The sequence below is a fragment of the Raoultibacter phocaeensis genome (assembly GCF_901411515.1).
Taxonomy (GTDB): Bacteria; Actinomycetota; Coriobacteriia; order Coriobacteriales; family Eggerthellaceae; genus Raoultibacter; species Raoultibacter phocaeensis.
Genome location: NZ_CABDUX010000001.1, coordinates 252,855 through 277,361, shown reverse-complemented (window position 1 = coordinate 277,361; position 24,507 = coordinate 252,855). Strand labels below are relative to the sequence as shown.

Sequence of the window (24,507 nt, the reverse complement as noted above, 5' to 3'; positions counted from 1 at the left end):
GTGCGCGATGGTGCTCGGTGCAGACGCCTTGTTGCTTAGTACGTGTACCGTTCGGTGTAGGCTGTTCCGTCTCCTACGTATTCCTGAGATGCTCCTGCTGCGGCGAACGTCAAATCGATTATAGTCCAAGTTTGCGACTCAACGTTGACTTCGACGCTCATCCAACTCCCGTCAAGATATACCAAATTCCACGCGTGGTAAATACCATCAGGGGATACATATCCTGTGATTATTTTGCAGGGAATGCCCAAACTCCGCAGCATGGCTGCCCCGAGCGAGGCGTAATCGAAGCAGACGCCCGTGCCCTCGGCAAGCGTTTCGTCGGGGTCGGGAACGTAGCCGGTCGCATCGGCGAGGGCTTGTGCTTTGGCCGTGTCGTAGCGGATGTTCTCGGTGATCCACCCGTATACGGCCTTGAGCACATCGCCCTGGTTCGCGGCATCGGCTGCGAGTTCCCGGGCTTTCGCCACGCACGGGCTCGTAGCGTCGTACTCGCAAAAGACGTTGGGTCTGACGAACGGCTCGAATTCGGTTCCGAGCGTCACGTCTGCGGCAGCGGACGCGATTTCGATGTAGTTGCTGCCGCTCGTATTTTGCATGATGCTGAACGTGTAAGGGCCGTTGCCCATGTTCAGGGGGCAGATAAGGGGCGTACCGTCGTTGGGAAGATCGTAGTTGTACGTCGTATCCTCTTTGGTGACCTGGAATTTGAGCCTGCTTCCGTTTTCGGCCGAGGCGGCAACGTAGCCCTGCTCTGCCGAGGAAACGTCGATCATGCCGCCGTTCTCGGACACCGCGCCTTCTTCGCGAAACGAAGCTTCGGCTACGGCGGGCAGGGTGTATGCAGGTCCGCTCGTGTCGGATTGGCCGCCCGGGTTCGCGGGATCGCTCGGGCCGCCACAGCCTGCAAGCAGAAGGCTCGCAGCAAGCGCTGCGAGAAGCTTCGGTATATGCAGCCGACGTTCCACCGGACTCGGTTCCCTTTCTGCGCACGCGCTGCAAGAGACAGACGCTTCGAAGATAGCTCTTCTGTGCATTATAGTCATTCGCCTCTTGGTTGAAGCTGCGATCAGATAAGGCCTACAATCTCCGACCAAATCCATAACAATTAAGCGCTGACCAGTGGTTACGGAGTTACCTTCAGAAATAGCATCTCGCAAGTAATATATAAGCCCAACCATGGTAAAATAATGGCGGGTTTACCCTGCGCGCAAAGCAGGAGAAGCCTACCACGAACACGAGCGAATATGACAGCATGCGAGACAACGTACGAGCCGGTACAGAGAAAACAAGGGCCGATCGGGCTCTTTATGTCCTAGTAGGTGAAGGCTTATGAATACGTTGCAAGGGTTAGTCGATTTCAAAGACACGTTCGCGGGCAAGTTTCTCGCAACGCTGGTCTCGTTTGCTTTAGTGCTGTCGCTGTGCAGTATTACTGCATTCGCGGATGACGAACAGAAACCTGTATCGGACGATTCGGCTGTCGAGCAACCTGATCTCGAACCTGTAAAGGATGAATCGGGTAACGGTGCGACCGATGCTGCGCAAAGCGACGACGTGTCCGGCACCGTTCGAGGCGACGGTGCGCAGGACGCGCAAGAAGGTGGTAACGCACAGGTTATCCCGCCGACCGACGAAGCCCCTTCTCCGAGCGACCCTGCATCTGACGATTCTTCGGTGGCGGTGGATGTCGCCCAGGTGGGCATCGAGCTTGCGCATTCCTACATCGTGTACCTCGACCAAGAAGTCAAGCTTCCCGCAACTAAAATCGAAGTGCCGCTTGCCAGGGATTTCATCTTCGATGTGGAGGCCGATACCGGCTTCGAAATCGTCGAAGTGAAGGCCAAGCACAAGGAAACCGGTGCCGAGATCGCCCTTGAGACGCAGGAAGACGGCACGTACAAGGTGGCCGCTTCCAACGTGACGAGCAACCTCGTGATCGTTCCCGAAACCGCCGAAGTCAAGGTCGAGGGCGATGAAGAGCCTGAAAGCGCGGCGGCCACGCCGCTTACGCGCGACACCGAGATCGCCATCGGCGATGCCGAAAGGCCTTCCGTCGAAGGCGACGAGACGGCGGGCGACGGCAGCGAGCCTGCCGCCGATCCCGTCGAACCTGAAGCGAATGCGGTTCCCACCGTGCTCGCCCAAACCGTCGAGGGCACCACGGTCACTTTGACCGCCGCCGAAGGCGTGCTGCCCAAGGGAGCGACTATGGTTGTCGAACCCGTGCAGTCCGATTTGGCTGAGCAGGCGATTGTCGAGGCTGCCGCCGAACAAGGCAGGGAAATCGTCCGCGCCGTCGTGTACGATATCACCCTCTACGATGCGGGCGGAAGCGAGATTCAGCCAGAAGGTGCCGTGCAGATCGCGTTCGAGAACGCCGCCATCGCCTCAGCCGATGCAGCGGTGTATCGCATCGACGACGACGAGGCGGCCGCCTCCCTCATCGCCGAAGGCGATACCGCCGAAACCAGCCACTTCTCGCTCTACGGCTACGCGCTCACAGGCGCCGCAGCCGTGGCGGGGGACAACAAGCTTTCGCAGACGCTGTATGGAACGTTCGAGTTGACGATCGGGCAGAACTACTGCTTCACCGACGGAAGCGGAAGCGCCACTCCTTTGTCGGGCTCATGGACGACGGAGTTCGGCATGTACGACTCCGAGGGACGCTTCGTCTTCGATATCGCCGAACTGAAAATCTTCGCGGGCCGCAACGGGTGCCAGTTCGCATATGCCGACTATTTTGGCGAAATGGTAACGGCTCTTCGGTACGAATCGTTCGTGGGACAGCTCTTCGTCACGTTCGCAAACGGCGCGTCGAAGTCCGTATCCGATCTCAACCAACTGAAAATCTACTTCTCGAAAAACGCGTCGCAAGGTGGGCAGGACCTTGCTATCGAGGGCGTCGACACCCTGTTCGTCGGGGAGGCCGCAACGCTTTCGCTCAAAACCCCCTCGTCGGCCTATGACGAAGGTGCGGTCGTTTGGACTTCTTCCAATCCCAAGGTTGTCGCCCTTTCCGATCCGGCATACGGCAAAGTGACCGGGCTCGCTTTGGGCACGGCGACGATCACGGCCGAACTCACCGGTGCCGACGGTACAACGCTTACCGCGAAAAAAGTCATCACCGTCAAGGACAAGGATTCCTCTGATCTGCGCTACTATAAGTACAGCACCGAGTCTTCCAACATGGAACTGTACTACAGCATCAATGCCGGTCCTCTGACGCAGATATCGTTGGGCGATAGCTTTACGGCCGATGTGAACGATGCGGTCGTGTTCTTCGCAAAAACAAAAGAGGGTTACCAGAGCGGGTCTGATTTCGAGCATCGAAGCAGCAGAGCCGGTTTTCAAAACGGCGGGTATACGTGGGGATATTACAAAGACATCGATTCGCCGGATATCGCGAACCTGTATTTGAACGGACATGACTTCACGAGCTTGGTTTCCGCTGCTGCGGATATCGGTATTGCCAAGGTGTTCTACTACACCGACAGAAAACCTGAGTTCACGTATCGCGAGTTCAAGATATCAGCCGAACCGCTCGCCGTTACCGCCGCCTACGATCTCGATGGGGGAACGCTCGACGGCCAGAAGAGCTGGATTGATTCGACTACGTATTATCATTCGAACGTCGTTGAGAGCCCCAACCACGTGATCCAGCTTCCGGCCAACGCTCCGCAGAAAGAAGGCAGCACGTTTAGCGGGTGGCAGCTGAGCGTCAACAACGGAATCTATGGAAAGATCGACTCGGGATCGACGGCGGTTTCGGTTGACGACGTATGGTCCGTTATCAAGGAGCTTGCAGGCGACGCCACCAATTACAAACTGACGTTTACGGCGCTTTGGGAGGATAAGTACGCCGTGACCTACGACGGCAACGGCGCCACTGCCGGATCCGTCGTGGACAAAGGCGGTCCGTATAAGCCCGAAAGCAAGGTTGCCATCGAGCGGAATTCGTTCCGCAAGGCGAACGCCACCTTCATCGGATGGTCGACGACTCCCGACGGCTCGGGTGGCACGATGTACCAGCCGGGCGAGGCGTTCATCATCACCGAAGACACGACGTTGTATGCGCAGTGGCTCGAAAAGGACATGAGCTCCATCACCTATACGGTTTCCCCCTCGAAGGCCGGCACGGTGAGTTCTTCGAGCGAGTCGCTGAAGCCGGAAACGGGCGAGGCGAAGGGCTCGACTGCAGCGCCGAACGCGGGATACGAGTTTGTCAACTGGACCGATTTGTCAGGTTTTGTCGTGAGCACGGAAGAGACGTTCGTGCCCGAAATACCCGCAGGTGGATGGCCGCAAACAACCACGTACTACGCCAATTTCACGGCGAACACCGATACGGCGTACACCGTACACGTGTTCTATAGCAAGCAGGACGGCACGTATGCCGACGAGCCCGACAGAGCCGTTCCGCTGACAGGCACAACCGATGCGGTGGCGACGGTAGAGGCGGCCGACTACGCCAAGACGGGCTTCAAGCTCGACGCCTCGGCGCCCAACAACCTGACGGGTGTGATCGCTGGCGACGGTTCGCTCGTGCTCAAAGCGCACTATTATGCGCAATCCGCCGTGCGCTTCGATCTGAACGGCGGACAGGGCGCCGCTCCCGAAGACCGCTACGTCGATAGGGGCACAACGATTTCCGACCTGCCGACTGACGACGGGTTCTCCAACGGCGATGCCGTGTTCAAAGGCTGGGCGACGACGGACGGTTCGGAAAGCGACGAGCTTTTGGATTCCATTGAGTCCGTTACGATAAACGGCGATACGGTGTTGTACGCGATCTGGGCCGATGCGTATTCGCTCGCGTACGAGGTGTACTCGTATCCCGATCAGGATAATGCCATAACCCCCGCGTTCGTCGAGGCGCAGCCCGATGGGGCGCCCGCGACGGTCGAGGTGAAGGCCGGTGCGTTTTCCGAGGATGTCTCCGCTGCCGAGGTGAAGAGGTATGCGAAGCTGCCCGAAACGGTTTCGTATCCCGAGCTCGGCATCGAAGCGCAGCATCCCTCCGATTCCATGGTGGACGTCGAAAAAGTGTTCTACGAGTGCTCGCTTGACAAAGCGGCCAAGCTCATTACGGCCCGATATGCGAACCAGGTGCTCGTCAACGGGTTGTCCGACGGCACTGTGAGCGTTCGGAGCGCTGAGAACCAGCACGAAGCGGCGCTGCGTCAGGGCAGGGTGACCGTGAGGACCCATTACGTGGATGCCTCGGGCGCCGATGTCGAGCACGCCAAGCTGACGGGCGCTTTGAGCACCGTGTTTGCACCCGCTATCGTGGATGCAAACACTGCTGCCGGCGCGGCTACCGAAGAGCTGTACTTCGCATGGCTGCAAAACGACAACAAGATCGACCTCGCTGTAACCGATACGGCGGCGGACGATGCTTGGGTGCTCAATTCGGTTACGTGCTCGAAGAGCTACATCAGGCTCGATGCGACGACCGACGGGTTCAACCTCGTCGGCGTTCCGGGCGATACCGTGGTTGACATTTACCTCACACCGAAGTACGCCGTGAACTACTTCGAGGTTGCCGACGGGGCGGCAACGCCGCTTGCCGAACTGACGCAGACGGCTACGCTGCCCGTTATCGGCAACGATCCGAGTCCGTTGCCTTCGGGCGTTGTTGCAACCGATGCGCTCACGGTGCAGCCTTTGCCCCAGAAGCCGGGGTATGCGTATGCGGGGTGGAACACCGAGCAGACCATGGGCGGCACCGCCGTTGCCCCTGCGTCTTCGATCCTTCTTACCGGTATCGACCGCGCCACGCTCACGCTGAACCTGTACGCCTCAAGTGAGCTTGTGCGGTTCCAGGTGAACTACGAGTGGACGGGCTTACCGAACGAAACCGTATACGACGAGGCGGGCAACCAATTTAACCCCGAGCTGCCCGAACGCATAACCGATCTCGTTATCAACGACCCGTATGCCATCGACGATTCGTATACCGAAGGCTTCACCGTCTACACCCATGACGAGTTCGGAAACCAGACCGGTTCCTACTCGTTCGGCGGTTGGAACGATCCAGGCAACGGCGTCATGAAAGACAAGAGCATTACCGTTTCCGGCACGTGGACTCCGCGCGACATAGCGGTGCCCGTCAACGACGTCACCTACGATTGGGGCAGTGAAAATGTACCGGCCGGTGCAAGCGTGCCTGCGGCGATAACCGGCCTCAAGCCGAATCAGACGTATGTTGTCGATACCGCGTATGCGGCCGGCTATACGGTGAACGCCTACGACGAGTACGGCAACGTGACAGGCGTGCACACCTTCAGCGGGTGGAACGATCCGGGCGAGGGCACGATGGGCACCGAGCCCTTGATCGTTACCGGATCGTGGAGCTATGAAGCACGGGAGGTCGCCCAGTACAGCGTTACGTATGCGTGGAACCTGCCTAGCGACAAGACGTACTACGACGCCGAAGGAGCGGTGCTCGCCGCTCAGCCGACGTTGCCCGAATTCATTATCGGGCTCGTTGAAGGACAGGACTACGACATCGATGCGACTCATCGGCCTGACGAATCGGTCGTGTACGTGAAAGACCAGTACGGCAATGTGAACGGCTCCTACACGTTCAAGGGGTGGGCCGATCCGGATAACGGGAAGGTGAGCGGCACCTACGATCCAATTGTCGTGCGTGGTACGTGGGAGTACGCGGCGATCGATGTTGCCGAGTTTGACGTAACCTACGAGTGGACGGGCCTTCCCGCCGCCGATACGAAGTTGTACAACGCCGACGGCAGCGATGCGTTGCTTGCGCTTCCCGCGCAGATTCGGGGCCTCGTGAGCGGCCAGCCCTACGCCGTCGACGCCGCGTACGCCGTGGGCCGCACGGTCTACTCCCACGACGAGTACGGCAACGTGAACGGAACGTATACGTTCGGCGGTTGGATGATCGGTGGCGCTGCGGTAAGCGGCGAGCAGGCGATGGGCGTTTCCAGCGTTGCCATCGAGGGAACATGGGAGTACAGCGCGCAAACGGTCGTCTCCTATCCTGTTGTCTATGCATGGGATCTTCCCGAGAACATCGTTTTCTACGACGAAGCAGGAAACACGGTTGCTCCCGCGGTTCCCCGTGCCGATCCCTCGGAGCTCGTCCCCGGCCAGAAGTTCATGGTGAGCGAAGCATACGCGCAAGGTTATGCGGTCTACACGCACGACGAGTACGGCAACGTGAACGGCTCCTACACGTTCGAGGGCTGGGATAAGAACGGCGAGCAAACCATGGGTACAGCGTCCGTAACCATCACTGGCACGTGGACGCCTGCCTCGATCGGCGTTACCGCCTACGACGTGGCCTATCGATGGAACGGGCTTTCGGCAGACGCGGAGCTGTTCGATGCCGACGGTGCACCGGTGGTGCCCGCGTACCCCGCCACGCGATCGTACGTGAAGGGGCAGAGCTACCCGATCGACGGCGTGTACGTGCGCGGCTTCGAGGTGTACACGCACGACGAGTACGGTAACGTGAACGGCTCCTACACGTTCGGCGGCTGGACGCTCGACGGTGTTGCCGTCAGCGGAGAACGCGTGATGGGCGAGGCTTCCGTGACTATCGAAGGCGAATGGAGCTTCAGCGAGAAGTCCGTGGTGTCGCATAGCGTTTTCTACCAATGGAACCTTCCCGAGGGTACAGCCTATTACGACATCGCAGGAGATGCAGTCGTCGTCGCAAAGCCTGCAACGATGGCGGGGCTGGTGCCCGGGCAACCGTATACGGTCGACGCGAACTACGCACGGGGTTTTTCGGTGTACACGCACGACGAGTACGGCAACGTGAACGGCTCCTACACGTTCGACGGCTGGACGCTCGACGGCGAGCAGGTCGGCGGCACCGGCCAGAAGATGGGAGACGCCGATGCGGTCGTTTCAGGTGCGTGGACGCCCGAGCGGATTCACGTCGATGCCTTCAGCGTTTCGTACTCATGGGATCTTCCGAGCGATAGCGAGTTCTTCGCCGCTGACGGCAGCGTCGCAGCGCCAGTGCTTCCATCGGCGGTCGAGGATCTTGTAAAGGGACAGGGCTACGCCGTCGATGACGCGTATGCGAGCGGCTCTATGCTGTACACGCACGACGAGTACGGCAACGTGAACGGCTCCTACACGTTCGGCGGCTGGACGCTCGACGGCGTCTCTGTCGACGGCGAGCAAACCATGGGCACCGTTTCGGTCGTTCTCGAAGGCTCGTGGAAATACGCAGAGCAGCCTGTTGCCTCGCATCCCGTTACGTACGCGTGGAACCTTCCAGTCGGCGTATACTACGATGGCGACGGTACCGCGGTCGGTCCGACGGTTCCGGTTGCCGATCCCTTGGAGCTCGTCCCCGGTCAGAAGTTCACGGTGAGCACCGACTACGCTGTCGGGTACACCGTGTACACGCACGACGCGTACGGCAACGTGAACGGCTCCTACGCTTTCGAAGGTTGGGATCGCGCCGGAGAACAAACCATGGGCGACGCTGCAGTGGTTATCGTCGGTACGTGGAAGCACTCCGATATCGAAGTCGACGTTAACAGCGTTTCCTACGGCTGGGATCTTCCCGAAAACGCCGTGCTCTTCGATGCGGACGGCAACGGCGTGGCACCCGAGCTTCCCGCATCGCTCGACGGTCTCGTGAAAGGTGCGCCTTACACGGTCGACTCAACGTTCTACGAGGGCTACAAGGTGTACACTCACGACGCGTACGGCAACGTGAACGGCGCTTACACGTTCGGCGGCTGGACGCTCGACGGTGTTGCCGTCAGCGGGACAAAGGCTATGGAGGATGCCGACGTCTCCCTCATGGGCGTCTGGGTCCACAGCGATGAAGCCGTTGCTACCCACAGCGTTTCGTATACTTGGGATCTTCCCGGAAACGCGATGTACTACAGCGCAGCGGGCGCTGTTGCCGATACCGCTCTGCCCCCAGCCCTTACCGAGCTGGTATCCGGGCAGCCGTACACCATCGACACGAAGTACACGCAGGGCATTACCGTGTACACGCACGATACGTACGGCAACGTGAACGGTTCGTACGCGTTCAGCGGCTGGAACGATCCAGGCAGCGGCATCATGGAAGACGCCGATGTGACCGTTTCGGGCTCGTGGGCATACGAAGCGGTCGCGGTCGCCGCAAACGAAGTCGCTTACGAATGGACGGGGCTTCCTGATTCGGGCTCCGGGCTCTTCGACGCCGACGGCAATGCGGCGGTGTTGACGCTGCCCGCAACAAAATCGTACGTAAAAGGCCAGCCTTATGCCGTCGATACCACGTATGCCGCTGGTTTCACCGTCTACTCTCATGATGCATACGGCAACGTGAACGGCTCCTACACGTTCGGCGGATGGGATTTGGGCGGCATCCAGACGATGGGCGACGATGACGTGGCCATTCGTGGAGCTTGGGAATTCGCCGAGCGCGCCGTTGAAAAGCACAGCGTCTCTTATGTATGGGAGAATCTTCCTGCCGATACGACCTTTTACGATGCCGCCGGTTCCGAAGTCGGCGTCGTGAAGCCGAACGCACAGACTGGCTTGGTTCCGAATCAAACCTACGATATCGATGCGGCGTTCGCGGACGGCTATGCTGTCTATACGCACGACGCATACGGCAATGTGAACGGCTCCTATACGTTTGGGGGTTGGTTGCTCGACGGCGAGCAGGTTGGCGGTACGACCCGAACCATGGGCGAAGCCGATGTGACCATCGAAGGCTCGTGGATGCCGAGGGATATCCAAGTCGATGCGTACAGCGTCGTGTACGACTGGGGTATCGATAACGTACCCGACGGCGTGACCTTGCCCGTCCCACGTACGGGTCTCGTTTCCGGCCAGCCGTATGCGGTCGATACCGTCTTTGCCGCCGGTTATGCGGTGAACGAGTACGACTCCTACAATAACGTAACCGGCGTATACACCTTCAGCGGGTGGTCCGATCCGGGCAACGGTGTGATGGGAAGCGAAACCGTCACCGTTACCGGTTCTTGGTCGTATGCCGAGCAAAACGTCGCGCGCTATAACGTCTCGTACGGTTGGGATCTTCCCGAAAACACGTACTTCGATGCGGCGGGCGTACCCGTGACGCCTGTCGTACCCGTCTCTCTGACAGGGCTCGTAAACGGTCAGCCTTACGTCGTCGATGCGCTGTTTGCGCAGGGTACCGTCCTGTACACGCACGACGCGTACGGCAACGTGAACGGTTCCTATACGTTCGGCGGCTGGGTCGATCCGAACAACGGCTTTATGGGTGAAGCTGACGTGCAGGTGAACGGTGCATGGGCTTTCGAGGCCATCGAGGTTCCCGTACCGGGGCCGAATCCGACGCCGACTCCGCTGCCTGCGCCTATCACGCCCGACACGCCGCTTGCCAACGTGTTGCCACCTGCGGTAACCGCGCCGATCGACGCTGCTGCCCAAGCGCTGCAGAACGTCTATGAAACGGTGATCGGGGAAGAGCCGACGCCTCTCACGGGTCCTGAAGAGGAAACGATCGAGGACAACGAAACTCCCTTGGCAGACGGATTCGACGTGCATGATCCTGCGTGCTGGGTGCACTTCTACATCATTCTCGGCATGATTCTGAGTGCGCTGTACATCCTTGTCGTGATCGCCCGCCGCCGTCGGTTCATAGCGGCATTGAACGGATACGAGAACACGTTGCTCGGCCGCGATGGCGGCGCGAGCGGAAAGGGTGCTGCCTTATGAGAAAAAGCAACGTCATCATAACCGCTCTCATCGTGGCAGCATCGGCATTCCTGCTGTTTCTGTGGGTGTACATGGGCTTTTATCGCGTCGATACGCCGCTCGACCTCGTCTTGTCCATCGCATGGTGGGTTATCGTCGCGGCGGCTGTCGTGGTTATCGCCAAGTCGGAAAAAACGCGACGCGAGCGAATTCGCAGGATATACATCGGTGCGAACGCTTTATTCAACAGCGAGGCGGGTCTTGTCGAATACACCGTCGAGCGCAGCGGAACCGATCAGCTTGCAGTGCTGGTCGGTGGCATTCTCGATAACTTGAACTACGGTTTTGAAAAAAAGGACGTGCCCACTGCCGACGAATTCGTAGCAGCCTACTACGTGCAAACCGATGCGTACAAAGATCGAGGCGATACGTGGAGGGGATCCGTTGTCGTGCCGGCGGCAGACGATTCGTCGGAAGACGAGAGGCGCGCGTTCGCTGACCGGCAAGAGCTGCTCGCCGAGCTTGCTGCGCTCTCGCCGATCGCGGCTTGTCGAACCGTCGCTTCCGTTCCCGCATCCGAACCGCATCTCGCTGGCGCATAACGAGCGCAGAGCGACCGCTCTGCGCCAGCAAACAAAAGCCCCGGAACTTCAATGCTGGTTCCGGGGCTTCGTTGTAGGTGCAGGTCTGGCCCTACTCGTCATCGACTCCGATCATCACGCTCGATGCTTTGATGACCGCATACACTTCTTTTCCCACCTCGAGCTCGAGGTCTTTAAGCGAGCCCATCGAGATAGTCGACGTGATCTGCTCACCGCCAGGAAGCTCGACGATCACAATGGCGTTCACCGCTCCGGGATGAAGGGCGATGATAGTCCCTTTGAGCTGGTTGCGTGCTGATAGCTTCATGTTTGATTCCCCCTCAAACGAAAGTTTCGACACTTCATTGTACCGCGATATCGTGATTGCTCAAGGACGATTTTCCCCCGATTATCAGGCCTCGGAGTTTCTCGGTACGCCCGTTTCGCAAAACTTTACTTAGATTTGACGAACGTCGAACAGGCATTTGATCGGGACAGGCGACTATGGTTGTGCATCGAAACGATACGTCATATCAAGCGGTTTGAAAGGAAAGCAATGAAGAAGAAGGTCATCGGCATAGTGATGGGCGCCATGCTTGCGTTCGGTATGCTGTGCTTTGCGGGCTGTGCGGGCGGTACGAACAATGCCGAAAACGGTTCGGATGCAAGCGGCGATTCGTCGAACGCGCCCGCGGCAGCGGAAACCTCCCCCTCGGGACAGATATCGGTATACTCGCGTGAGGACGGGTCGGGCACCCGCGGTGCGTTCATCGAGCTGTTCGGCATCGAGCAGAAGGATGCAAGCGGCGAGAAAGTCGACATGACCGCCCTGTCCGCTTCGATCACCAACTCCACGTCGGTCATGATGACCTCGGTTGCGGGAGACGAGCGCGGCATCGGCTACATCTCGCTCGGTTCGCTCGACGAGTCGGCGGTGAAAGCGCTCAAAATCGACGGTGCCGAGCCCACCGCTGAAAACGTGAAGAGCGGCGAGTACAAGATCGCGCGCCCGTTCAACATCGCGACGAAAGACGGTCTTTCCGAAGTCTCCCAGGATTTCATCGATTTCATCATGAGCGCAGACGGGCAGAAGATCGTCGAGGATAACGGCTACATCGCCGTCGCTGACGGTGCCGAGGCTTACAGCGGTTCCGGCAAAAGCGGCAAGGTCGTCGTTGCCGGCTCTTCCTCGGTGACGCCGGTGATGGAGAAGCTCTCCGAAGCGTACAAGGAGAAGAACCCCGATGTGACCATCGAGGTGCAGCAGTCCGATTCCACCACGGGTATGAACATGGCGACGGAAGGCACGTGCGATATCGGTATGGCATCGCGCGAGCTCAAAGATTCCGAGATTTCCGGCGGCCTCACCCCGACGGTCATCGCTCAGGACGGCATCGCAGTCATCGTGAACAAAAACGCTTCGATCGACGAGCTTACGAGCGACCAGGTGATGGGCATCTATCTCGGCGAGCTTGCGACATGGGAAGATGTGCTCGCGTAAGGCGGGCACATCTCAAGGAGCCTTACCTATGGGAAAAACGCGCATCAAGGAAGGCGCAGCCAAGCTTTTCTTCATGGCAACCGCCGGGGTTTCGATCCTCGCGGTTGCCCTGATCTGCGTCTTCCTCTTCGCGAACGGCATCCCCGCCATTGCGCAGATCGGACTTCCCGATTTCATCCTAGGCACGACCTGGCGTCCGGGCAACGATATCTACGGCATCTTCCCCATGATCGTGGGCAGCATCTACGTGACGGCCGGAGCGATGCTGGTCGGCGTCCCGACCGGGATTCTGTGCGCCATCTTCCTCTCGCGATTTGCGAGCAGGGGCGTCGCGCGCGTGCTCAAGCCCGGCGTCGAGCTTCTGGCGGGCATTCCCTCGGTCGTGTACGGCTTTTTCGGACTCGTCATCATCGTGCCCTTTATCAGGGCGACTGCCCCCGAGGGCAACGGGCTTTCCCTTCTGGCGGCCGCTCTTCTGCTCGGCATCATGATTCTGCCCACCATCATCACCGTGGCGCAGAGCGCGCTCGATGCGGTGCCGAAGAAGTACTACGAAGGAGCGCTTGCGCTCGGTGCCGACCATGAGCGGGCGACGTTTCGGGTGGTCGTACCTGCGGCGGCTTCGGGCATCATGGCGGCCATCGTGCTCGGTGTGGGCCGTGCGATCGGCGAGACCATGGCGGTCATCATGGTGGCGGGCAACCAGCCGGTCATCCCCGAAAGCCTGTTTGCCGGCGTGCGCACCATGACGGCGAACATCGTGCTCGAGATGGGTTACGCCGCCGATCTCCATCGCGGTGCGCTTGTGGCTACGGGTGTGGTGCTCTTCGTGTTCATCCTGCTCATCACCATGCTGTTCAACGTAATCAAGAAACGGGGTGAGGCGAAATGACGCCGAAGATGGCTCCCGCAGCCGAGGGCGCTTCGCCTGGGGTCGCAGCACTCTGCCCGAACCCAAACGATCGCATCGACGAGCTGTTCGCCGAAAAAGAGCATGCCCACGCGAAGAACCGCGTCATCGTTTCGCTGCTCGTGCGGCTGCTCGTGCATGCGGGTGCGGTACTCACGGCAGGCGTGTTGGCGTTTCTCGTGGGCTACATCCTCGTAAACGGAGTACCGTATCTCACGCCGAGCCTGTTCGAATGGGAGTATACGTCGACGAACGTCTCGCTTATGCCGGCGCTCGTCAACACGCTCATCATGGCCGGGCTTTCGCTTGCCATGGCGGTGCCGCTCGGCGTGGGTTCAGCGATCTACCTTGTGGAATACGCTCCGCGCGGCAGCAGGTTCGTGGCTGTCGTCCGTACGACGACCGAGACGCTCCAGGGCATCCCCTCGATCATCTACGGGCTTTTCGGCATGCTGTTCTTCGTAACGGCGCTCAAATGGAACCTCTCGCTTCTGGCCGGTGCCTGCACGCTCGCCATCATGATTTTGCCGGTCATTATGCGCACGAGCGAAGAGGCGCTCCTTGCGGTACCGGATTCGTATCGCGAAGGCGGGTTCGGACTCGGCGCGGGAAGGCTCCGTACGGTGTTTCGCTGCGTGCTTCCCTCGGCGATCCCGGGTATCCTCGGCGGCGTGATCCTCGGACTCGGCCGCGTGGTGGGCGAAGTGGCGGCGCTTTTGTTCACGGCCGGCTCCATCGCCCAGATCCCAGGCTTTGCCACCGAGGGGCTTGCAGCCGTGTTCGATTCGGCGAGAACGCTCGCCGTTCACATGTACGTGCTGGCAAGCGAGGGCCTGCATATCAATGAAACGTACGCGACAGCGGTGGTGCTGCTCGTTATGGTGGTGCTGCTCAACATGCTCGCCACGTTTGCGGCTCGCGCTATGAGAAAGGGAAAAGACCATGACTGATGCGTTGTTGGAACGAAAGACCGTTTCGGGGGCGTCTGCGAGTGCTTCGACCGAGCGTTTCGTCGATAGCTCGATCGATTACAGGCCCCATATCGAGGTCCGCGAGCGCGCGGGCGGCGAAGCCCTATCTGCTGCACCGGTGAAGATGGGCGTGTACGGCCTCGATCTGTTCTACAAGGATTTCCAGGCGTTGAAGGGCATCGACCTCGAGTTTCCCCAAAACCGGGTGACGGCCCTCATCGGCCCGTCGGGGTGCGGCAAATCGACGCTGCTCAAGAGCCTCAATCGCATGAACGATCTCGTTGCGGGGTGCCGCATCGAAGGCGATATCACGCTCGACGGGAAAAACGCGTACCGCGACATCGGCATTAATGCGCTGCGCAGGCGCGTGGGTATGGTGTTTCAGCAACCCAACCCCTTCCCGATGTCGGTGTACGACAATATCGCCTTCGGGCCGCGCACCCACGGCATCAAACGCCGCGAGGATCTCGACGTCATCGTCGAGCAGAGCTTGCGCGATGCGGCCATCTGGGATGAGCTCAAAGACCGTCTGAAGAAAAACGCGCTCGGCCTTTCCGGAGGTCAGCAACAGCGCCTTTGCATCGCGCGCGCCCTGGCCGTGCGCCCCGAGGTTCTGCTGATGGACGAAGCCACGAGCGCGCTCGACCCCATTTCCACAGGCAAGATCGAAGAGCTCGTCGGGGAACTCAAAAGCAAGTACACCGTCATCATGGTTACGCATAACATGCTCCAGGCGTTGCGCGTGTCCGATAAGACGGCGTTCTTCCTGCTCGGTGAAATGGTGGAGGCTGGCTCGACCGATGACCTATTCACGAGTCCGCATGACAAGCGAACCGAGGATTACGTTTCGGGCAGGTTCGGGTAAGAGCGGCATGGTAGAATAGCTGTATGATCTATTACGTTGAAGACGATACCAACATTCGCGATCTGACGATCTACGCGCTCAAGCAGGCGGGTTTTGAGGCTGCGGGGTTTGCGTGCGCCACCGACTTCTTCGCTGCGTGTGCCAAGCGAACGCCGCGGCTTGTGTTGCTCGATATCATGCTGCCTGAGACCGATGGTATCGAGATACTCAAAATGCTGCGCGAAGATGCGGCCCTCAAGCACGTGCCGGTTATGATGCTTACGGCGAAGGGCACCGAATACGATACGGTGTGCGGGCTCGATGCGGGCGCCGATGACTACCTTGCGAAACCCTTCGGCATGATGGAGCTCGTGTCGCGTGTGAACGCGCTTCTCCGGCGCGCGGGCGAGCCGTCCGTCACTGCGCAGGATTCGATAACATGCGGTAAGCTCACGCTTTCGGCGGCGTCGCATACGGTCGAGGCCGACGGGGTGCCGGTGGAGCTGACGCTCAAGGAGTTCGACCTTCTGCGTGCGCTTATGCAGAACAGTGGCCAGGTGCTTTCGCGCAATCAGCTGCTTGAAGACGTGTGGGGCATGACGTACGCTGGCGGTACCCGCACGGTCGATGTGCACGTTCAGACGCTTCGCCAAAAGCTCGGCGCAGCCTGTCCGGGCGTCGAGGCGTGCGTCCAAACGGTGCGCGGCGTCGGCTACTGCGTGAAAACGCCTTCGTAGGGCGCGCGATGAGTCCTACCCATTACGGTGTGAAGAGCCTGTCAGGTAAAATATTCAATACGGTTCTCGTGTTCACGATCGCCGTCATCCTCGCGTTTTCGGCCGTCATCACCGTGCTGTTCTACTTCAGCTACGAGCGCGAGGCGGAGGAGGCGCTGACTGCGCAGGCTCTCGATGCAGCCGACTACCTCAATCAGACGCCGACTGTCGAAAACGTCCCCTCGCTCCTTGCCCAGTTCGCAGGTCAGGTGCGCTACACGCTTATCGATGCCGATGGGGTGGTGCTCTTCGACAGTGCATCGGACGTCGAGGAAGCGGAGAACCATGGGACGCGGCCCGAAGTACTCGAGGCTCTTGCCGACGGGCACGGCAGCGTCGTGCGATATTCCGAAACACTCAAAACGGACACGCTCTACGCTGCGGTTAAGCTCGATGACGGCAGCGTGATACGCTTGGCCGAAACGCGCCATTCCCTCGTGTCGTTCGCGGCTACGATGATCGGCCCGCTCGCGGTGGCTCTTGCGGTGGTGGCTCTGCTCGTGTTCGTGCTATCGCGCTTGCTCACCCGTCGCATTATGAAGCCCATCGATGCGCTCAACTTCGCCGAACCGCTCGAAAACGAGATCTACGAGGAAATGGATCCGCTGCTCGAGCGCATCGACGAGCAACAGCGCATGCTCAAACAGCAGACCCGCGAAATCGCGCGTGCAGAAACCATGCGGCGGGACTTCTCGTCGAATGTGAGCCATGAGATGAAGACGCCGTTGCAGGTGATCTCGGGGTACGCCGAACTCATGCAGAACGATCTCGTCGATCCGGGCGATTACCGAAAATTCGCGGGCCTCATCTACGAGGAGGCCCAGGCCATGCGCTCGCTCATCAACGACGTGCTCATTCTATCGCGCCTCGATGAGGCCGCGGTGGGGGATCGCGATCAGACGATCGATCTGTACGCGATGGCGCGTTCGGTGGCAAACAGGCTCGTCTCGTTCGCCGAATCCGAGCGCGTCGACGTGACGATCGAGGGCGAGCGTGCGTGCATAGCAGGAACCGAAACGCTTGCGGAAGAGATGCTGTACAACCTGATCGAGAACGGGATCCGCTACAACCATGAAGGCGGCGCGGTGACGGTTCGCGTGGGAAACGACGGGGCAGGTCCGGTCGTGCACGTAACCGATACGGGTGTGGGCATCCCTGAGGACATGCACGATAAGGTGTTCGAGCGTTTCTTCCGCGTAGACAAGAGCCGCTCTAAGGAGACGGGCGGCACGGGCCTTGGGCTTGCCATCGTGAAGCACGCCGTTATGTTTCACGGAGGCTCCATCGAGGTGAAAAGTGCGCTCGGCAAGGGGACTACGTTCATCCTGCGGTTTCCCGCGATGGATGGCGATTCGTAACCCCGCTGAGGGCGTGGGTTGTGATTTTCTGCACGCTTTGCGCTCGGTATGGCTCTCTAGGCGGTGATGCGCGGGGGGGGGAGTTGCGTGCGGCAAAGGGCGTTCGCGTCCAGCTTCGGTATGGTGCGACTCGGCTTTAAAACGTTGCCGCTTCGCCCGAAAGCGCGGTTGGCTTACACCCCGCGCAAGAGATCTGCAACGTCGACGCCGAGCGCTTCGGAGATGGCGAGCAGCTTGTTGATGGTGGCGTTCGCGATGCCTTTTTCGACTTCGCACAAATACCCCTCGTTGATGCAGGCCATGTCCGCGAGCTTATGCTGCGAAAGCTTCTGGCTCTTGCGTATCGAGGCGATGGTGCGCCCGATGATCTGTCGTTTAGCATCGTAATCCATGAGGTGAGGCTACGATTCCCTTAGGCAGGGGTCTTTGGATATAAGCGAATTTTTCGGATATAATAGAAGTTCTCTAAAAGGCCTCATGCGGTTAGACCGAGCGAAAGGCGAAACCGATCGACGAGAATACGATATCCGCACGCAGCCTGATGCCGACCGCGCTCGATCTGCATCGCCGTATAACCGAGGCCGTGCGCCACGAAGCCGGGCTCGCGTACCTTCCGTGCTGCCTGCTTGCCCTCCTCGTTTCTCACGGAGGCTCGATGCTGGTGCGCGAATTCCCCCGTGCGCTGATAGGAAACGAGAACACGGTCGTCGTTGCGGCCATCAAGCTTGAACGGGCGGGTCTGATCGAGAAGACTTCGCATCCCGACGATCGGCGCATTTCCGTGTTTCACGCTACTCGGCAGGGGATCGAATCCGTTAAGCGGGCTTTCGACGGTATCGAACGAGCGATGGGCGAGGCTCTTTCGGAAGCAGCTGAGCCGCGTTGCGCGCGCGTCTGCACGGCGGGTGCCGAAGATTGCGTCCGAGAGACCATGCGTACGTTCTTGGCTGCAGCACCTGGATTCTGTATACCTGCGATTGAAGCCAATGCGCTGGTACATGATCGGATTCCACCCGCCTTTCCCTTGGTCGTTTCGGCCCTTATCAGGTTGTGGTCGCAGACGGTCATCGAGCATGGCAATCTGACGCTGACGGGCTACCGATGCCTCGTTGCGCTGCGTGACGAGGGACGGTCCCTTCCCTGTTGCGCTCTTGCCGATTCGCTTGCTGTGGACCGCAGCACGATTTCGACTGTGATCAAGCCGCTGCATCGCGCGGATCTTGTCGAGTTTAGCCGGGGTGCGGATAAGCGGCAGCGCGTCGTATCGATCACGGCCCAGGGCATCGCGAACGCGAGGGAAGCGGCGGCAGAGCTCGACCGTGCAACAGCCCCGCTCTTTGCCGGCCGCGTGCTGTAAATCCGCAACTGCGCCCCTTCATTGGCTGTGCGTCGTATCCCGAAACCGGCCATCCCTCGTCGGATGTGCACCGTATCCCGTAACTGGCTGTCCACTCGTCAGATGATCACCGCATTCGTCGATGACCAGCCTTTTCGCCGTCGCGAATCCCGCCTTCACAACAAACTCCCGCAAACAAGGTAATAGGATAACATATCAGGGACATGAAGGCCTTGGCTTTGCAGCGGGTAGACCGCTCGTCTCCTCAACCGCCGATGGCGCAAATGGGTCGCTTTGCGTTTCCCACTGCCACTGAAAGCGGGCGCGCTGCCTTGTGTTCCAGCCGTCGAAAACCAAGCTGCGCGACACCCGATGCCGCTTGCCGCCTCGCATGTGCGCGCCAAAAATCGTCCATATGGATGATTTTTGGTGAGGATAATCGACGTACCCCCTTGATCGATGTCCTGAACAGGCATGATGCCCATAGTTTCTCGAGACAGCCGGAACGGTGCATGCAGCGGTACCAGAAATCGTCCATATGGACGATTTCTGGCATGAGCGATTGGCATCCTCCAGCAGCGGAACCTTGCGCTGCTGTTAAGCCATGCTCGGCACGGCACCCTTCTGAGACGCGGGAAGCAGTTCCCGCCCTGCGGCACGGCTGCCGTAAGGGCGTCGGAAAGGGCCCACCGCGAGGACCACGGGTCGGCGGGGGCGCCCCCGCCGGCGCGCTCGGGGCCGCATCGGCGGGTGCGGGCATGCGGCGGCGGTGGACTTGCGGCGGAAAGCCGCTCAAAAGCCCAAAAACCGCCGTCGTGAAGCGTTCGGCGGGCTTTGAAGCGTCAACGGAACGCGCAGGCAATGGACCTCCGCATACAGCGAGAAGCCAGCGTGCCGATGAGCAGGGGTTATCGTTGTCAGGGAATTCCCTTGCATCGGTAACTCGTTACGAAGCCCTTCATGGCGGCGGTTTTTGGGCTTCGGGGCTCATCCGCCGCAAAAGGCTCCACTGCTGTCAGGGGCTCCGCCGCTACAAGGGATTTCACCGCTTTTTGCTGATATCGGCACGGCCCGGCATGGTGCCTCGCGGCCATCTGGTGCATCGGTGCTCCGAGCGGGTGTATGGCAACGGCGTTTTGACGATGGAAACCTCGCTCCGCTGCAGCGTCTCGAAGCCTTGACGGGAACATGGTGGTTGACGGGCGCATCATCCTCGGCGGATGTGCGTCTTCGGTTGGCATGCAATCTTAGGGGACTCGCGAGCCTCGCTGCCCGTAGCGCCTCGAAGATCAGGCGGGAGCATAGCGGTTGTCCCCAGGGATAGCTCTGGCGGATGCGCCTAGATCGTGGGGTCTCCGCAAAAGGAAAGGCGCCCGCACGCGGACGCCTTCATAAGCCCCACCCCTGGTCTAGGATGAACCCACCTCGAAAGGTGGGTGCTCGCAGCTGGCTTCCTGGCTTTCGTATCAACGGATACGAATCTCCATTCCACCCGCTATCTTGAGCTCCCTAAAATATAGCGTCGGTCCATCGCAATTGATGATCCAGGAGCAGAGCGTGCTTTGAGTATATGGGTGCCTTCGATAGAATAAAAGTCTTGACATACAACCGTTATCTGCATGGGACAAAGCATCCATGGCACCGGGCGCTCTCGTTCGCGCAGCGTTCATATGAAGCGAACAAAAGTTTGTGTTTATCGACGGTACACGGTACAATGAACGGATGGATAATCTGTTCACCGAAATAGAAAACGATGCCAAGCGGTCGGTCGCACCGCTTGCCGTACGCATGCGTCCGCGTTCGCTCGACGAGCTTGTGGGGCAAGGGCAGGCGGTCGGCCCCGGAAGCTGGCTGCGCACCGCCATTGAAAACGATTCGCTGAGTTCGGTCATCCTATTCGGCCCGGCGGGTACGGGTAAGACCTCGCTTGCACACGTCATCGCCGAAACCACGAAGGCAACGTTTGTAGAGGTGTCGGCGGTCGGGGGCACGGTATCCGATCTGCGCCGAGAAATCGACGCCGCAGAAAAGCGTCTGACGATGAGCAACTTGCGCACCATCCTGTTCGTCGACGAGATCCACCGTTTCAACCGAAGCCAGCAAGATGCTCTGCTCCACGCGGTGGAGGATCGCATCGTCGTGCTTGTGGGCGCAACAACTGAAAACCCGTTTTTCGAAGTGAACTCCGCACTCATATCGCGTTCGCGCGTGGTCGAACTCAAAGGTCTTTCCGATGACGATATCCGCGAGCTGCTCGATCGCGCCGTGTCCGACGATCGTGGACTTGCGGGTGCGTACAAGCTCGACGATAAAGCCGCAGACGCCATCGTGCTTCTGGCTGGCGGTGACGGACGAGGGGCGCTCACCACGCTCGAGCTCGCTTCCGGCATGCTGCGCGCAGGTACGAAGCAGAAACCGGCAGTCATCGACGAAGACACCGTGCGCGCAACCACGCCGCACCGCTCGCTTCCGTACGACAAGAACAAAGATATGCATTACGACATCATATCCGCGTTCATCAAATCCATGCGCGGCAGCGATCCCGATGCGGCGTTGTACTGGCTCGCGCGCATGATCGACGGGGGAGAGGACCCCAAGTTCATCGCACGGCGCATCTTCATCCTCGCTGCCGAGGACATCGGCAACGCCGATCCGCAAGCGCTGCTCATCGCCGAAGCTGCGTTCAAGTCCGCCGAGGTCATCGGCTATCCCGAATGCCAGCTTATCCTCGCGCAGGCTGCAACCTACATGGCGCTCGCACCCAAGTCGAATGCCGCGTGCGGTATTTTCGATGCACTCGCCGAAGTGCGAAAGGGCCCCCTGCGCAGCGTGCCCGACAACTTGCGCGACCGGCACCGTCCCGGATCGGATGAGTACGGCGAATACAAATACCCGCACAACTATCCCGGGGGGTGGGTGGATCAGCAGTACTTGCCCGACGGCCTCGAGCGCGGAGCATTCTATCAGCCGGGCGAGCGCGGGTGGGAAGCGTATCGCACGGATGCGGTTACGCGCGATCGCAAGCCGGGGCAGTAAACGCGGCTCGCATACTCGTGCGGTATCGACTCGCATGCGGCTCGCATACCCGTTGGCCGTCGGGCCGCACGCGGCTTGTGCGCCAAGCGCCGTCGGGCTGCACGCGGCTTTCATATGGGCGCTCGTGGCCATGCCGTGTTCTTCGCGCAGGTAACATGACAGAAACGCACTATGAACGCCCCATGAAAACACTCGCGCGCGCGTATAGAATCAATTCGTACCGTGGTATAGTTATTGATTCGAAAAGCGAGGAGGAGTTCAATGGATTTCGCTGAAATAGTACAGATCGCACTTCCTATCGTGTACGTTCTAGTCGGTGCCGCTTTGGTATGGCTCGTCATCGAGCTCGTGCTCACAATCAGGAAAACGCGCAAAACGGTCGATGACGTGCAGCGCCAGATACAACCGACCCTCGCAAACGTCGAAGAGATCACCGATTCCATCAAACCGATCGTCGCGAAGGTCGATCCGCTTGTCGAGCGCGTATCGCTCACCGTCGATGCTGCGAACCTCGAAATCATGCGTGTTGATCAGATCCTCGAAGACGTGAACGACATCACCGGATCGCTGTCTTCGGCCGTCGATGCGGTGGATACGGCGGCGAACGCCCCCCTCGAATTGGTGAACAGCGTGTCGAGCAAGGTGCGCAACGTGTTCAAAACGCGCAAGGCGAGCTCCGAATCGGTCTCGCTCGGCCACGAGCGGAATGCTCCCGAGCCCGAACCGAAGCATGCGCGCGAAGATAAAACCGTCGTCGAAACAGCTCAGGATACCGTGAAAGCGGCAGGTGCTGTGGCACAAGATGCGGCGAAGGTTGCGGCATCGATGGCTCAGGATGTTGCCCAGGCGGCAAGCGAAGGCGCCGATGAGGCGCGTGACCGCACGCGCGAGCGCAAGGCCGAGCGCGAAGCGGCAGCCGCAGAGCGCCAGGAATCGGCGGACAAAGCCAACGCTGCTGCGGCGCATATGGCCGATGCGGTGCATGCCGTCGTGGAAGCCGATGCGACCGCTGCCAAGGAGAAGTACTTCACCTACGGAGGAGAGCCTGCGGCAAGCGCTGGTGTGTCCGCCCAACCTAAAGCGGACTAACGTTCATGGCAGGGGCGAGCGCGGTACCGTCGGAAGGCGTGTGCGAAGAATCGGTTGAACAAAAGCGCAGGGAAAAAGTACGCAAGCGCTGCTTTCAGGTGTGGACCGTTGTCGGCGCCATCCTGCTGACCGCCGTATTCGCCTACGTCATGAACATTCTTTCGGTACCGGTCGGCATCGTTGTCTGGACGTGTATCATCGTTTTCTGCCTGCGTACGCCGGTGAACCGGCTCGAAAAGTTCGGGCTCAACCGGGCGATCGGCACCACGATCGCCTACGTGCTCATGTTCATCGTGCTCGTCGGTTTGGGAGCGCTTCTGTTCTCGCCGGTGTTCGGCATCGGCGATCAGTTCATGAACCTGATCCAGTCGATACCCACCTACGTCCAGCAGATCACCGATTGGTACAACAGCGTGTATCCACAGTACGAGCATTTGTTCCAGAACGATTTCGTCAGCGGCTGGATCGACGACCTCACCAAGTCGGTCGGCGCATGGGCAAGCGATACCGCGAAAGTGAGTGCCGAGGGCATCGTAGCGGTCGGCGGCGGCATCGCGAACAGCTTCATGGTCGTCGGCTTTTCGATGGTCGTGGCGTTCTGGATCCTCATGGAGCTTCCCGCGCTCGGTCGCGAATGCCGCCGCCTCATCGGCGAGAAGCGCAAAGAAGACGCCATGATGCTCTACGTCACGTTCACCCGCGTGATGGGCGGTTACATCAAGGCGACGCTTGTGCAGTGCTTCCTCATCGGTTTGGCCTGCGGCATCGCGTTCGCGATCATCGGGGTGCCCAACTACGCCGCGCTCGGCGGCATCACGGGCCTTCTCAACATCATTCCCGTCGTCGGCCCCTGGCTCGGCGGCGCCCTTGCGGCCATCGCCTGCGTGTTCGTGAGCCCGGTCGTTGCGCTTGTGGCCGTGGTGGTCACCATCGCGATCCAGCAGTTCGTGTACACGTTCGTGTCGCCGAAGCTCATGTCCAACTCGGTCAACGTGCACCCGGCGCTCGTCATCATTGCGCTCCTTGCGGGGTCGGCGATCGGCAGCGCCATGAGCGGTTTTATGGGAGGCATTGTGGGGATGCTCGCATCCATCCCTGCTGTGGCTGTCGCGAAGTCGGTTTTCGTGTACTATTTCGAGAAGCGCACGGGGCGGCGCATCGTGGCAGAGGACGGGGTGTTCTTCAAGGGAACGCCCACGGGCACCGAAGGGATGCTTGTCGATCCGCTGGCCGACATGGCGTCGCCGACGTACGAGAAAAGCACCCGCGACGGCACCTCGGTCCGCGAAGAGATGCCGTCGGCGCATGCGCCTGAAAAGGACCGCGGTGGGCGGTCGCCTGAAGAGGCAGGCAAGAGCGGGGGGCCGGCAGGTGCCGACGAAGCGGGCGACGACGATAACGAATGATTCGAGAAAGAGTACGAACGAC

General features: G+C 59.9%; 15 protein-coding genes and 1 other RNA gene. 12 read left to right on the top strand and 4 right to left on the bottom strand.

Features of this window, described 5'->3' with window-relative positions; translation table 11 throughout:
- Positions 1-35 precede the first annotated feature (35 nt).
- Positions 36-968, bottom strand: a complete 933-nt coding sequence (locus FJE54_RS01155) for a transglutaminase-like domain-containing protein (RefSeq protein ID WP_180326485.1) — start codon at positions 966-968, stop codon at positions 36-38.
- Between the two features lie 364 nt (positions 969-1,332).
- Here FJE54_RS01155 and FJE54_RS01150 point away from each other — a divergent pair, with 364 nt between their 5' ends.
- Positions 1,333-10,698 carry an InlB B-repeat-containing protein gene (locus tag FJE54_RS01150; RefSeq protein ID WP_139650734.1) on the top strand — a complete coding sequence of 3,122 codons (9,366 nt, stop codon included), beginning with the start codon at positions 1,333-1,335 and terminating at the stop codon, positions 10,696-10,698.
- Positions 10,695-11,279, top strand: coding sequence for a hypothetical protein (locus FJE54_RS01145; protein ID WP_139650732.1), 585 nt, complete (start codon positions 10,695-10,697; stop codon positions 11,277-11,279). Before FJE54_RS01150 ends, FJE54_RS01145 begins: the two co-directional genes overlap by 4 nt.
- Before the next feature lie 91 nt (positions 11,280-11,370).
- Here FJE54_RS01145 and FJE54_RS01140 read toward each other — a convergent pair whose 3' ends face one another.
- Positions 11,371-11,586 (bottom strand): TOBE domain-containing protein, encoded by a 216-nt coding sequence (locus FJE54_RS01140; RefSeq protein WP_139650730.1) that lies wholly within the window; start codon positions 11,584-11,586, stop codon positions 11,371-11,373.
- 228 nt (positions 11,587-11,814) lie between these two features.
- On the opposite strand from FJE54_RS01140, the gene FJE54_RS01135 reads away from it, so the two are divergent.
- The 6 genes from FJE54_RS01135 to FJE54_RS01110 are packed head-to-tail and all read left to right on the top strand — an operon-like array spanning position 11,815 to position 17,618.
- Positions 11,815-12,759, top strand: coding sequence for a substrate-binding domain-containing protein (locus tag FJE54_RS01135; protein ID WP_139650728.1), 945 nt, complete (start codon positions 11,815-11,817; stop codon positions 12,757-12,759).
- Positions 12,760-12,787: 28 nt separating this feature from the next.
- Positions 12,788-13,651: a phosphate ABC transporter permease subunit PstC gene (pstC, locus tag FJE54_RS01130; protein WP_139650726.1), complete on the top strand. Its 864-nt coding sequence runs from the start codon at positions 12,788-12,790 to the stop codon at positions 13,649-13,651.
- Positions 13,648-14,619, top strand: a complete 972-nt coding sequence (gene pstA, locus FJE54_RS01125) for a phosphate ABC transporter permease PstA (protein WP_139650724.1) — start codon at positions 13,648-13,650, stop codon at positions 14,617-14,619. The genes pstC and pstA overlap by 4 nt, the downstream gene beginning before the upstream one ends.
- Positions 14,612-15,505, top strand: coding sequence for a phosphate ABC transporter ATP-binding protein PstB (gene pstB / locus FJE54_RS01120; RefSeq protein WP_439653124.1), 894 nt, complete (start codon positions 14,612-14,614; stop codon positions 15,503-15,505). Before pstA ends, pstB begins: the two co-directional genes overlap by 8 nt.
- A 23-nt stretch (positions 15,506-15,528) precedes the next feature.
- The gene (locus tag FJE54_RS01115) at positions 15,529-16,221 is read left to right on the top strand and encodes a response regulator transcription factor (RefSeq protein ID WP_139650722.1); all 693 of its coding nucleotides are present in this window, start codon (positions 15,529-15,531) and stop codon (positions 16,219-16,221) included.
- Between the two features lie 8 nt (positions 16,222-16,229).
- Positions 16,230-17,618 carry a sensor histidine kinase gene (locus tag FJE54_RS01110; protein WP_139650720.1) on the top strand — a complete coding sequence of 463 codons (1,389 nt, stop codon included), beginning with the start codon at positions 16,230-16,232 and terminating at the stop codon, positions 17,616-17,618.
- Positions 17,619-17,791: 173 nt separating this feature from the next.
- Here the strand turns inward: FJE54_RS01110 and FJE54_RS01105 are convergent, their stop codons facing one another.
- Positions 17,792-18,010 (bottom strand): helix-turn-helix domain-containing protein, encoded by a 219-nt coding sequence (locus tag FJE54_RS01105; RefSeq protein ID WP_139650718.1) that lies wholly within the window; start codon positions 18,008-18,010, stop codon positions 17,792-17,794.
- Between the two features lie 149 nt (positions 18,011-18,159).
- Between FJE54_RS01105 and FJE54_RS01100 the strand changes: the two genes are divergently transcribed.
- Positions 18,160-18,975 (top strand): helix-turn-helix domain-containing protein, encoded by an 816-nt coding sequence (locus FJE54_RS01100; RefSeq protein WP_139650716.1) that lies wholly within the window; start codon positions 18,160-18,162, stop codon positions 18,973-18,975.
- Positions 18,976-20,345: 1,370 nt separating this feature from the next.
- Here FJE54_RS01100 and ssrS read toward each other — a convergent pair.
- A non-coding RNA gene (gene ssrS, locus FJE54_RS16495) (6S RNA) lies at positions 20,346-20,514 on the bottom strand.
- A 162-nt stretch (positions 20,515-20,676) separates the two neighbouring features.
- Between ssrS and FJE54_RS01095 the strand changes: the two genes are divergently transcribed.
- The 3 genes from FJE54_RS01095 (at position 20,677) to FJE54_RS01085 (ending at position 24,485) form a co-directional block, all read left to right on the top strand.
- Entirely contained in the window at positions 20,677-21,990 is a 1,314-nt protein-coding gene (locus tag FJE54_RS01095; RefSeq protein WP_139650714.1) for a replication-associated recombination protein A, read from the top strand.
- A 261-nt stretch (positions 21,991-22,251) separates the two neighbouring features.
- Positions 22,252-23,079 carry a DUF948 domain-containing protein gene (locus tag FJE54_RS01090; RefSeq protein ID WP_139650712.1) on the top strand — a complete coding sequence of 276 codons (828 nt, stop codon included), beginning with the start codon at positions 22,252-22,254 and terminating at the stop codon, positions 23,077-23,079.
- 5 nt (positions 23,080-23,084) lie between these two features.
- The gene (locus FJE54_RS01085; protein ID WP_139650710.1) at positions 23,085-24,485 is read left to right on the top strand and encodes an AI-2E family transporter; all 1,401 of its coding nucleotides are present in this window, start codon (positions 23,085-23,087) and stop codon (positions 24,483-24,485) included.
- Positions 24,486-24,507 lie beyond the last annotated feature (22 nt).

Excerpts from the sequence above, each read along its gene's own strand:
- FJE54_RS01150 (WP_139650734.1), top strand. The coding sequence starts at position 1,333 with ATGAATACGTTGCAAGGGTTAGTCGATTTCAAAGACACGTTCGCGGGC.
- FJE54_RS01145 (WP_139650732.1), top strand. The coding sequence starts at position 10,695 with ATGAGAAAAAGCAACGTCATCATAACCGCTCTCATCGTGGCAGCATCG.
- FJE54_RS01140 (WP_139650730.1), bottom strand. The coding sequence starts at position 11,586 with ATGAAGCTATCAGCACGCAACCAGCTCAAAGGGACTATCATCGCCCTT.
- FJE54_RS01135 (WP_139650728.1), top strand. The coding sequence starts at position 11,815 with ATGAAGAAGAAGGTCATCGGCATAGTGATGGGCGCCATGCTTGCGTTC.
- pstC (WP_139650726.1), top strand. The coding sequence starts at position 12,788 with ATGGGAAAAACGCGCATCAAGGAAGGCGCAGCCAAGCTTTTCTTCATG.
- pstA (WP_139650724.1), top strand. The coding sequence starts at position 13,648 with ATGACGCCGAAGATGGCTCCCGCAGCCGAGGGCGCTTCGCCTGGGGTC.
- pstB (WP_439653124.1), top strand. The coding sequence starts at position 14,612 with ATGACTGATGCGTTGTTGGAACGAAAGACCGTTTCGGGGGCGTCTGCG.
- FJE54_RS01115 (WP_139650722.1), top strand. The coding sequence starts at position 15,529 with ATGATCTATTACGTTGAAGACGATACCAACATTCGCGATCTGACGATC.
- FJE54_RS01110 (WP_139650720.1), top strand. The coding sequence starts at position 16,230 with ATGAGTCCTACCCATTACGGTGTGAAGAGCCTGTCAGGTAAAATATTC.
- FJE54_RS01105 (WP_139650718.1), bottom strand. The coding sequence starts at position 18,010 with ATGGATTACGATGCTAAACGACAGATCATCGGGCGCACCATCGCCTCG.
- FJE54_RS01100 (WP_139650716.1), top strand. The coding sequence starts at position 18,160 with ATGCCGACCGCGCTCGATCTGCATCGCCGTATAACCGAGGCCGTGCGC.
- FJE54_RS01095 (WP_139650714.1), top strand. The coding sequence starts at position 20,677 with ATGGATAATCTGTTCACCGAAATAGAAAACGATGCCAAGCGGTCGGTC.
- FJE54_RS01090 (WP_139650712.1), top strand. The coding sequence starts at position 22,252 with ATGGATTTCGCTGAAATAGTACAGATCGCACTTCCTATCGTGTACGTT.
- FJE54_RS01085 (WP_139650710.1), top strand. The coding sequence starts at position 23,085 with ATGGCAGGGGCGAGCGCGGTACCGTCGGAAGGCGTGTGCGAAGAATCG.